Origin of the sequence: Umezawaea endophytica (assembly GCF_025061645.1) — a bacterium.
Lineage (GTDB): Bacteria > Actinomycetota > Actinomycetes > Mycobacteriales > Pseudonocardiaceae > Umezawaea > Umezawaea endophytica.
In genome coordinates this window covers 225,366-236,046 of record NZ_JANYMP010000004.1, presented here as the reverse complement: position 1 = coordinate 236,046, position 10,681 = coordinate 225,366, and the positions used below count along the sequence as shown (strand labels likewise).

General features: G+C 73.5%; 10 protein-coding genes. 3 read left to right on the top strand and 7 right to left on the bottom strand.

Features of this window, described 5'->3' with window-relative positions; all coding sequences use genetic code 11:
• From NZH93_RS11000 to NZH93_RS10990, 3 genes are all read right to left on the bottom strand, one after another.
• Positions 1-475, bottom strand: a 475-nt coding sequence (locus NZH93_RS11000; RefSeq protein ID WP_259622886.1) for an acetoacetate decarboxylase family protein, incomplete at its 3' end; no start/stop codon positions are given.
• A 10-nt stretch (positions 476-485) separates the two neighbouring features.
• Positions 486-2,156: a GMC oxidoreductase gene (locus NZH93_RS10995; protein WP_259622885.1), complete on the bottom strand. Its 1,671-nt coding sequence runs from the start codon at positions 2,154-2,156 to the stop codon at positions 486-488.
• Positions 2,153-3,598, bottom strand: a complete 1,446-nt coding sequence (locus NZH93_RS10990; RefSeq protein WP_259622884.1) for a flavin-containing monooxygenase — start codon at positions 3,596-3,598, stop codon at positions 2,153-2,155. Before NZH93_RS10990 ends, NZH93_RS10995 begins: the two co-directional genes overlap by 4 nt.
• 71 nt (positions 3,599-3,669) lie before the next feature.
• On the opposite strand from NZH93_RS10990, the gene NZH93_RS10985 reads away from it, so the two are divergent.
• Entirely contained in the window at positions 3,670-4,689 is a 1,020-nt protein-coding gene (locus NZH93_RS10985) for an AraC family transcriptional regulator (protein WP_259622883.1), read from the top strand.
• Between the two features lie 6 nt (positions 4,690-4,695).
• Here the strand turns inward: NZH93_RS10985 and NZH93_RS10980 are convergent, their stop codons facing one another.
• The 4 genes from NZH93_RS10980 to NZH93_RS10965 form a co-directional block, all read right to left on the bottom strand.
• A complete protein-coding gene (locus tag NZH93_RS10980; protein WP_259622882.1) occupies positions 4,696-5,595 on the bottom strand; it encodes an alpha/beta hydrolase family protein in 900 nt (299 codons plus the stop codon).
• 142 nt (positions 5,596-5,737) lie between these two features.
• Positions 5,738-6,205 carry a MarR family winged helix-turn-helix transcriptional regulator gene (locus tag NZH93_RS10975; protein ID WP_259622881.1) on the bottom strand — a complete coding sequence of 156 codons (468 nt, stop codon included), beginning with the start codon at positions 6,203-6,205 and terminating at the stop codon, positions 5,738-5,740.
• Between the two features lie 34 nt (positions 6,206-6,239).
• Positions 6,240-8,264 (bottom strand): xanthine dehydrogenase family protein molybdopterin-binding subunit, encoded by a 2,025-nt coding sequence (locus NZH93_RS10970; protein ID WP_259622880.1) that lies wholly within the window; start codon positions 8,262-8,264, stop codon positions 6,240-6,242.
• Positions 8,264-8,734, bottom strand: a complete 471-nt coding sequence (locus NZH93_RS10965) for a (2Fe-2S)-binding protein (RefSeq protein ID WP_259622879.1) — start codon at positions 8,732-8,734, stop codon at positions 8,264-8,266. Before NZH93_RS10965 ends, NZH93_RS10970 begins: the two co-directional genes overlap by 1 nt.
• Positions 8,735-8,839: 105 nt before the next feature.
• Here NZH93_RS10965 and NZH93_RS10960 point away from each other — a divergent pair, with 105 nt between their 5' ends.
• Positions 8,840-9,826, top strand: a complete 987-nt coding sequence (locus NZH93_RS10960; RefSeq protein WP_259622878.1) for a hypothetical protein — start codon at positions 8,840-8,842, stop codon at positions 9,824-9,826.
• A complete protein-coding gene (locus NZH93_RS10955; RefSeq protein ID WP_259622877.1) occupies positions 9,823-10,680 on the top strand; it encodes an alpha/beta hydrolase in 858 nt (285 codons plus the stop codon). Before NZH93_RS10960 ends, NZH93_RS10955 begins: the two co-directional genes overlap by 4 nt.
• The last annotated feature ends 1 nt before the right edge of the window (position 10,681 follow it).

Here is a 10,681-nt window from a genome sequence, read left to right as displayed (position 1 = left end):
CGCTCGCCCGCACCGGGGTGCGGGCGAGCGCGCCGTTCAGCGCCTGTAACACCGAGCCCGCGATCAGGAGCGGCACGCCCCGCCCGTACGAGGTGTGCCTCACCTCCGCGATGCCGACGGCGTTCGCGCTGAACGCGGGTGCGGGGACGATCGTCAGGTCGGCCAGCTCCTTGGGGATCCCCCACAGCTCCCGGCCGCCCGCCTTCGACTGCGGGCTGTCGACCCAGATGTCCGTGATCGACAGTCCCGGACGAGCGCCGTGCCGGACGAGCACGCCCACGAGCAGTTCGCGGTACGGCAGCAGGCTTCCCGGCAGGTAGTCCACGAACGCCGTCGTCACGAGCGCGCGGCCGAACGCCGTGACCGGCCGGACGCCGTCGGGCAGCGCGGGCAGGTCGCGGGCCCGGACCGTCCACAACGACACGCAGCCGTGCCCGTGCAGGTCCCACGGCTCGGGCGGGTACTCGACGTCCACTGAGCGGTCCTCACTTCGGGGTCAGGGGCAGGCGCAACGCGCCGGGCGCGGTGTGCGGGACCACGGGGTGCCGCGGCGCGACGGGCGCCACGCGGGCGTACGGCGAGCCGAGCGCCGGACGTGGGTCGGGCTCGCCCAGGTTCGGCCAGAGCGACGCGGCGCGCTCGGCGAGCGCGGTGATCGTGAGCGACGGGTTGACGCCGGGGTTCGCCGGGATGGTCGACCCGTCGACCACGTGCAGCCCCTCGTACCCGTGCACCCGGTGGTACGGGTCGACCACGCCGGTCGCCGCGGTGGCGCCGATGACGCAGCCGCCGATGAAGTGCCCGGTCATGGGGATGTCGGCCAGGTCGGTCCACGCGCCGCCGGGCACGCCGTCGATCTTCGCCGCGACCCGGCGTGCCACGTCGTGCCCGGCCGGGATCCAGGTCGGGATCGGGTCGCCCTCGCCGGGTGAACTGGTCAGCCGCCTGCCGAACACGCCTCGACGGGTGCGCGTGGTCAGCGAGTTGTCGAGGTTCTGCATCACCAGCAGCGCCACCGTCTGCTCCGACCAGTGCTTCGGCCCGAGGAGCCTGCGCAGGTCGTGCCGCCGCCGCAGGAGTTCCCGCGCGCCGAGCCGCCACCGCGGTGTGCCGGGTTCGGCGTCGACCAGCACGGTCATCAGCAGCCCCATGAGGTTGCTGCCCCGGCCGTAGCGGACCGGTTCGACGTGGGTGTGCTCGTCCGGGTGCATCGAGGACGTGACCGCGACGCCGCGCGAGTAGTCGACGCCGTCGGCGCGGGCCCGCACGCCCAGCACGGCCTCGGAGTTGGTGCGCGCCAACACCCCCAGCCGGTTCGACAACCCCGGCAGGCTCCCCCGGTCGCGCAGGGAGTGCAGCAGCCGCTGCGTGCCCAGCGACGCCGCGGCGAACACGACGTGCCGAGCGGTGAACGCCTTCCGCTCGCCGGGCAGGACCCCGGTCCCGCGCGCGTCGACGCGGTAGCCGCCGCGCACCGGTCGGACGTCGACCGCCGTGGTCAGCGGGTAGACGACCGCGCCCGCCCGTTCGGCCAGGTGCAGGTAGTTCTTCACCAGCGTGTTCTTCGCGCCCCGACGGCAGCCGGTCATGCACTCGCCGCAGTGCGTGCAGCCGGTGCGCTCCGGGCCCACGCCGCCGAAGTACGGGTCGGGGACACGCCGTCCGGGTTCGCCGAAGTACACGCCGACCCGCGCCGGGTGGCTGCGGACGCCGAGGTCGTCCGCCACCTCGCGCAGCACGTCGTCGGCCGGGGTGGCGCGCGGGTACTCGGCGACGCCCAGCATCCGGTTCGACTGGTCGTACCAGGGCGCGAGTTCGGCCCGCCAGTCGGTGATCCCGCTCCACCGCGGGTCGCGGTAGAACGGCTCCGGCGGCTCGTAGAGGGTGTTCGCGTAGACCAGCGACCCGCCGCCGACGCCCGCGCCGCTGAGCACCAGCACGTCGCGCAGCAGGTCGATCCGCTGGATGCCGAGGCAGCCGAGCCGGGGTGCGAACAGGTAGTCGCGCAGCCGCCACGAGCTGGCCGCGAACTCGTCGTCGGCGAACCGCCGCCCGGCCTCCAGCACGCCGACCCGGTAGCCCTTCTCGGTCAGCCGCAGCGCCGTGACGCTGCCGCCGAACCCGGAGCCGATCACCAGCACGTCGTAGTCGGTCATCGCGCTTCCCCGTGGTGGAAGTCCCTGTCGTCCACCCGCGCGGTGCGGCGGCGGTACTCCCACACCGAGCCGGGCCAGTTCGTGACGACGCGGCCGGTGGCGTCGCGGTACCAGTTCGCGCACCGCGTCCACACCGTTCGGGCCAGTCGGCGCTGCGTCTCGGCGTCGAACCGCTCCGCGACCTCCCGGCGGACCTCCACGGTCGCCACCGAGGCCAGGCGTCGCACCGCCTGCCGGACGTACTCGCACTGCGACTCGATCATGTACACGATCGAGTTCCCGCCCAGGTTCGTGTTGGGCCCGTACAGGACGAAGAAGTTCGGGAACCCCGGCACGGTCATGCCGAGGTGCGCCCGCGCGCCGGAGGCCCACTCGTCGGCCAGTTCCCGGCCGCCGCGACCGCGGATCCGCATCGGGGCGAGGAAGTCGATCGCCGCGAACCCCGTGCCGTACACGACCACGTCGACCGGGTGGTCGACGCCGTCGGCCGTGCGCACGCCGGTCGGGGTCAGCTCGGTGATCTTCTCGGTGACCACGTCCACGTTGGGCTGCGACAGCGCGGGGTACCAGTCGTTGGAGAACAGGAGCCGCTGGCAGCCGACCCGGTTGGTGGGCGTCAGGCGGGCGCGCAGCGCGGGGTCGGGCACCTGGCGGCGCAGGTGCAGCCGGGCCAGGCCGCTGATCAGCACACCGAGGGGCTGGACCGAGGTCAGGGCGGCCGTGAGGAGTTCGCCGACGAGCCAGATGCCCAGCCGTCCCGCGCGCTGCGCCACCGGCGCGGTCCGGAAGAGCCGGTGGTGCCACGGCCGGTACCACCGGTCGGGCTTGGGCACGACGTGCGGTGCCGTCCGCTGGAACACCGTGATCCGCTCGGCGAGGGGCTGGAGGTGCGGGACGAACTGGACCGCGCTGGCCCCGGTGCCGATGACCGCGATCCGGCGGCCCTCCAGGTCGAGCCCGTGGTCCCAGCGGGCGCTGTGGAACGCGGGACCGCCGAACGCGCCGGGCAGGTCCGGGACGACCGGCCGCGAGAGCTGGCCGACCGCCGAGATCACGACGTCGGCCTCGACGACCTCGCCCGAGGCCAGCTCGACGCGCCACCGGTCGGCGTCCTCGTCGAACGTCGCGGCGGCGACCTCGGTGCCGAACCGGACGTGGTCGAGCACCTCGACGGCGACCCGCCGCAGGTAGGCGTGGATGTCGGGGCGCTCGGCGTACCGGCGCCGCCAGTCCGGGTTGGGGGCGAACGAGAAGGAGTAGAGCGACGACGGGATGTCGCAGGCCGCGCCGGGGTAGGTGTTGTCCCGCCACACGCCCCCGAGGTCGTCCGCGCGCTCCAACACGGTCACGTCGACGCCGTCGCGCCGCAGGGCGATGGCCATGCCGATGCCCGCGAAGCCCGCGCCGATGACGACGACACGGGGACGTGACGAGGTGTTCACCTGATCGACGTTAGGGAGGTCCACACGTCCGGCTCAAGACAGGAGCGGACGCGGAATCGACAATGTCGGCCATGACGTCTCTCGCGGAGCCGGTGATCGGGCACTGGGACTTCCCGCGCAGCGTGGCCGGTGTGGCTCTCCTGGTGCGGTTCGGCGCGGAGCACGGCCTCGACGCCGGCACGCTGCTCGCGGACAGCGGCATCTCCCCCGCGGCCCTGAGCGACCCGGTCGCGGAGGTCGCGGCGGCGCAGGAGCTGCGGGTGGTCCGCACGCTGGCCGAGCTGATGCCGGACGCCGGGCCCGCGCTCGGCGGCCGGTACCACGTCACGACGTTCGGCATCCTGGGCTACGCGTTCATCAGCAGCCCCACCGTGCTGGACGCGGTGAACGTGGCCCTGCGCTACCTGGACCTCAGCTTCACGTTCAGCATCCCGCGCGCGTCACTGGCCGACGACCGGGTGCTCATCGAGCTGGACGACTCCGCCTTGCCCACTCCGGTGGCCCGCTTCCTGGTGGAACGCGACCTCGCGGCCATCCACACGGTCATCGGCGAACTGCTGCCCGGTGGGGTGCCGCTGCTGGCCGTCGACTTCGCCTTCCCCGAGCCGTCCGACGTGACGGGCCACGAGCGCGTGTTCGGCCAGCTACCCCGGTTCGGGCGACCCACGACGGTGGCGGCCTACGACTCGGCGTTCCTGTACCGGCCGTTGCCGCAGGCCGATCCGCACACCGTGGCGGCGTGCGAGGCGCAGTGCCGCGAACTCGTCGCCCGCCGCCGGGCGCGGGCCGGGATCGCCCACGAGGTGCGCGAACTGCTCAGCAGGCCGGGAGCGATCGGTGTCGGCATGGACCACGTCGCCCGCGAGCTGGCGGTCAGCACGCGGACGCTGCGGCGCAGGCTCGCGGAGTCCGGCACGTCCTTCCAGGAGCTGCTGGACGAGGTGCGCGAGGTGCTGGCGCAGGAGCTGCTGACCACGCTGGCCGTCGAGGACGTGGCGCTGCGGCTCGGGTACGCGGAGGCGTCGAGCTTCATCCACGCGTTCAAGCGGTGGAAGGGGGTCACGCCCGCCGCGTACGCGCGACGGGCGTGACGGCACCTACTGCACGCCCTCGAACACGACGGCCGGATCGGTGCGGGCGGGCTGGCCCCACACGTGGTCGACCGCGGCCGGGTCCCCGGCCAGGTAGTGCCGGAACCACGCGGTCGTGATCCTCTTGGTGGCGGCGAGCTGCGCCGCCCTGGTGGTGGAACCGCTGTCGCAGAACAGACCCGAGGAGTCCATGAACCCGCAGTGGAAGCCGCCGGTGACGGTGCGCAACTGCTTCGGCGCCCTCTTCGCCGTGTAGATCGGCCGCTGGTGGTCGGCGGGCGGCGCGATGGCGTCCTGCGACCCGGCCAGGAACTGGGCCGGTGCCGCGATCGTCGCGGCGGCGGCCTTCGCGGACGGGGTCGTCTCCGCGGCGGCCATCGTGGACACCGCCTTGACGGCCGGGTTGCGGGACGCCGCGAGCACGCTCGCCCCGCCGCCCATGGAGTGGCCGCTCACGCCGAGCGCGGCGGTCACCACGTGGTCGCGGAACCGCGATCCCGCGGTGGAGTCCTGCGCCACCAGCCAGCCGAGGGCCGCGTTCAGGTCGTCGGCGAACGCGCCGTGGTTCGGGCTGAGCCCTCCTTGCGTGCTGGGCACGATCACCAGGAACCCCCAGGACGCCAGGTGCCCGGTCGTGCCGGTGTACTTGGAGGTGGCCTGGAGGAAGCCGTGGCCGAACGCGATGGCGGGGAACCGGCCGGTGGCGATGGCGGTGCCCGATCCGGCGGTCGTGGCGGGGTAGAAGACCCGCGACGGCACCGAACGGCCGCCGGACACGGCGGTGACGTCGACGTAGCCGATCGCGTGCGAACCGGGTTGCGCGTAGTCCACGGCGGCGTGGGCGGCAGGGGTGCCCACGACCAGGCCCGCGCAGATCAGGGAGAGGACGAGTAATCGACTGAACACTGGGTTCTCCTCGCAGGGTGGAGGTTTCGGGACTCCACAGTGGAGTCACCTCCACGCTAGGCGCGCGGGAGGGCGGGGCACAGGACATCAGCGGCCGGGGAATGGACAATCGCGGCCAGGGAAACCTTTGCACCGCAAGGATCTACTCGGCGAAGCCGCCTTGATCGGTCACGACCGCGATGAGCGCGATCAACTGCTCGCGGAAGCGGTCGTAGTCGTCCACGGCGCCGAGCAGCACGTCGGACTCGCGCTCCTCGCGCCGGGCGGTCTTCAGCACCTTGCGCCCGGCGGGGGTGATCGCGACGAGGGTGCGCCTGCGGTCGCGGTCGTCGGAGTAGCGCCGGATGAACCCCGAGCGCTCCAGGCGTTCGGTGGTGCGGCTCATGGTCTGGTCGGTCACCCGGCACAGCACGGCCAGCTCGCGCTGCGCCAGCGGCTCCCGCACCACGTGGTGCAGGGTGATCATGCCCGCGTGGGTCAGGTCGAGTTCGGCGAGCACGGCGTCGAACCTGCCCTCGACCAGCCGCGCCGCGACCGACAGCAGCCGCCCGGTCGGCCAGGAGTGCACGTCGGCGCGCATGTCGCGCACCCGCTCGTCCGGCTCGGCCATCGGGTCATCTTCGCAGACGGGCCGGACACCACCGTCAGCCGACGTCCGTGTTCACCGGCATCCCGGTCACCGGCCGCCCGGTGGCGACGGCCACGGCGCTCGCGATGGCCGCGGCGGCGGGCGGGTAGGCCAGTTCCCCCAGCCCGCCGATCGGCGCGTCGGAGGGCACCAGCACCACGTCGACGTCCGGCGCGCGGTCGATCCTGGCCCACGGGTAGTCCCGGAAGGACGATTGCACGACCTGCCCGTCCCGCACGGTGATCCGGGCTCCGAGCACGGTCGACACGGCGTCCATCACGCAGCCCTCGACCTGCGCCCGCACGCCGGACGGGTGCAGCGCCGGGCCGACGTCGACCGCCGCCGTCACCTTCCGCACGCGCGGCACGCCGTCCTCCAGTTCGACGACGGCGATCACCGCGATGGCCGACCCGTAGTCCAGGTGGCACGCGACGCCGCGCGCCCTCTTCCGCGACGCGCTCCAGCGGGCCCGGTTCGCCGCCACGTCGAGCACCCGGCGCAGGCGGGACTCCGGGGGTAGCAAACGTCTGCGCAGCGCCACCTGGTCCCAGCCGCCGCGGTCGCCGAGCGCGCTGAGGAAGCACTCCTCGGCGTAGCCGAACTGGCCCGCGTACACCGCGCGCCAGTACGCCGTGCGCAACGGCGCGGGCGTGAGCCCGACGGTGACCGCGCCGGGCACGGTGTACGGGAAGTGGTCGCCGCTGCCCTTGACGACGGCGGGGTTGGCGAACGGCGGCGCGGTCGTCAGCGGCCACGTCGACACGGCGTGCGACCGCCAGGTCGGCAGGCCCTCGGCGTCGACCACGGCGCTGAGCCTGTGCACGGACATCGGCCGGTAGGAGTCGTGGCGCGTGTCGTCGTCGCGGGTCCACAGCACCTTGACCGGCGCGCCGACGGCTCGTGAGCAGGCGACGGCCTCCAGCACGTAGTCCGTCTCGATCCGCCTGCCGAACGCGCCGCCCGCGAGGGTCGGCTCCACCCGGATCATGGCCGGGTCGAGCCCGAGGGTCTGCGCGAGCAGCGTCCGCAGCCTGCCGGGGTCCTGCGTCGGCACCCACAGCGACGCGCTGTCCGGGCGCACGTCGGCGGTGGCGTTCATCGGTTCCATCGGCGCGTGGGCCAGCAGCGGCAGCCGGTACTCGGCTTCGAGCGCCACCGGTCCCGGCGCGGGCCCGGTCGCGGGCAGCGCGGCCGCCAGGTCCTCCAGCCACACCCGGCTGTCGGCGGTCGGCGTGCCGCCGGTCCACGTGACGCGCAGCGCCGCCCGTCCCCGCAGCGCGGCGGGGGCCGACCCGGCGACGACCGCGATGCCTGCCGCGACCCGGACCACGTCGGCCACCCCCGCCACCGCGCGGGCGGCCGAGTCGTCGACGACGTCCGGGACCGCGCCGATCCACGGCGGGCGCGCCACCACGGCGGTCAGCAGGCCGGGCCGGGCGACGTCGATGCCGTACCGGGCCTTGCCGGTGACGATGTCGTGCGCGTCGATCCGCCCGGCCTCGCGGCCGAGCACCCTCCACTCCGCCTGCGGGGTCAGCGTGACCGCGACGGTCGTCGGGTCGAGCGCGGCGGCGTCGGCGACCAGCGCCGCGTACGGCAGCCTCCGGTGCCGCGGGTGCGTCACGAACCCGTTGCGCGCCCGGCAGTCCTCCCTCGGCACACCCCACCGGTCGGCCGCGGCGGCCACCAGCAGGCATCGCGCGGTCGCCGCCGCACGGCGCAACGGCTCCGTCGTCTGCCGCAGGGTGACCGAGTTCCCCACGGCCTGCGAGCCGTAGCGGACGGGGTCGCCGAGCGCCTGTTCGACGCGCACGGCGTCCAGGTCGACGGCGAGTTCCTCGGCCACCAGCATCGCGACGACGGTCCGCACGCCCTGGCCGGAGTCCGGGCGCGGGGCGGTGGCGGTGATCCGGCCGTCGGCGTCCAGGCGCACGAAGACGTTCGGGACCAGCCCTTCGGCGTCGGCGAGCGCGGGCACCGGCAGTGCCACGACCAGCGCGCCGAGGCCCGCGGCGGTGAGGAAGGAGCGTCGGCCGAGCATCAGCGCTCACCCCTCGCCAGGCAGGCGGCGCGCTTCACGGCGACGCGGATGCGCGCGTACGTGCCGCAGCGGCACACGTTGTCCCGCAGCGCCTCGTCGATGTCCTCGTCGCTCGGGTCGGGGTGCTCGGCCAGCAGGGCGACCGTCGTCATGATCTGGCCGGGCTGGCAGTAGCCGCACTGGGCGACGTCCTGCTCGACCCAGGCCCGCTGCACGGGGTGGTCGCCGCGCCGCGACAGGCCCTCGATGGTCGTGATGTCCCCGCCGACCGCGTCGGCGACGCTCGTCGTGCACGGCCGGAACGCCGATCCGTCCACAATGGACGTGCACGCCCCGCAGGCGCCGACCCCGCACCCGTACTTCGGGCCGGTCAGCCCCAGGTCCTCGCGCAGCGCCCAGAGCAGCGGGGTGTCGTCGGGCAGGTCCACCTCGTGCCAGGACCCGTTGACCCGCAACCGGTGCGTACCCACCGCGTATTCCCCGTTCGTCGTCGGACGTTCTTCCCATGGTGCTGCCCGGCACGTTCCCACGGCAAGGGTTTGTTCAGCAAGCTGAACATCTGCATAATGCTCAGCGTGCTGAACGATGTGCGTCTCGACTCGACCCGCGCCCTGCTGTGGGGCGTCCTGGCCAGCGCCGTCCTGACGGGATTGGTCTGGCTGGCGGGCACCCGCCTGGGCGATGTGGTCCTGCTGCCGGACCAGGGCGCGTCCTGGTACTACTGGAAGCTCCCCGAGCCGACCGCGTGGACCCGAGCGTCCGCCTGGGTGGGCTACGCGGGGCACCAGCTCGCGGCGTGGGGCCTGATCTACTACGCCCAGACCAGGGTCAAGCGGTACACCAGCGGCCTGCATCCGGTGAACGTGGTCGCGCTCGCGGTGAACTTCGGCTTCATCCTGCTGCACGCCGTGCAGACGCAGGTCTTCTACGACGGCACCGCGCAGGACGTGTCGATCTTCAGCTCGCAGGGCTCGGTGGTGCTGCTCCTGGTCGTGGTGCTGCTGATGGAGAGCCGCAGGCGAGGCCTCTTCGTCGGGCACGGCCGCCCGTTCCCCGCCGACGTCGTCGGGTTCGCCCGCAAGTACCACGGCTACCTGTTCAGTTGGGCCGCGATCTACACGTTCTGGTACCACCCGATGGAGAACACCAGCGGCCACCTGATCGGCTTCTTCTACATGTTCCTCCTGCTCTTGCAGGGCAGCCTCTTCCTCACCCGCGCGCACACCAACCGCTGGTGGACCCTCTCCCTGGAACTGCTCGTGGCCGTGCACGGCACGCTGGTGGCGGTGATGAACTCCGGCCCGAACGGCATCTGGCCGATGTTCCTGTTCGGCTTCCTCGGCGTGTTCATGTTGACCCAGTTGCACGGCGTCGGCCTGTCCACGACCGCGCGCTGGTACGTGGCGGCGGTGTTCGCCGTCGGCGTCCTGGTCGTGTACTCGTGGCGCGGCTTCGACCGGATCGACGAGGTCGTCCGCATCCCCGCCATCGAGTACCTGCTCACCGCCGTGGTGGCGCTGCTGGTCTGGGTGGGCGTCCGGGTGGCGGCCGTCCGCCGATGAGCCACCTCCGCTGGGCGGTCCCGGCCGCGTGCCTCGGCGTGCCCGCGTGGTTGCTGGCGACCCGCTGGTCCACGATCACCCACGCCCACCCGGCCTACCTGGTCGTCCTGGTGCTCGTCGGCTGCGGCGGGCTCGCGGCGGCGGTCCGCCCGCCGCGTCCGCGCTGGTTCGTCCTGCTGCCCGTGGCGCTGCTGCTGGCGCCGCTGGTGTGGCTGCGCCCGTTCGCCGCCACCAGCGGTGTGGCGCGGACCGTCGACCACGCGACGACCGTCGAACTGGTCCCCACCACCCCGGTCCGCAACGGCCTGGTGTTCTACCCCGGCGCCCGCGTGGACCCCCGCGCCTACCTGCGCCTGCTCGACGCCGTCGCGGCGCGCGGCACGCTGGTGGTCGTCGTCAAGGCCCCGTTCGACTTCGCCCTGCTCACCACCGGTGCCGCGGCCGACGTGCTCGACGCCCACCCCGAGGTCCACGACTGGACCGTCGGCGGGCACTCACTCGGCGGCGTCGCCGCGAGCCGGTTCGCCGCGACCGGCGATCCCCGCGTGCGCGGCCTGCTGCTGTGGGCCTCCTACCCGGTGGACGACCTGTCCCACCGCACGGACCTGGCCGTCTGGTCGCTCTCGGGCGAGCGCGACGGCTTCACCACGCCGTCGGACGTGGCCGACTCCCGGCGGCTGCTGCCACCGGACACCCGGTACGTCCAGGTCCCCGGCGCGGTGCACGCGTTCTTCGGCGACTACGGCGACCAGTCCGGCGACGGCGTGCCGACCACGTCGAGGGAGACCGCCCAGGAGCGGATCGTCGAGGCGAGCGTCGAAGCGCTCAACCCCGGTCTGCCGATCAGGGGATAAC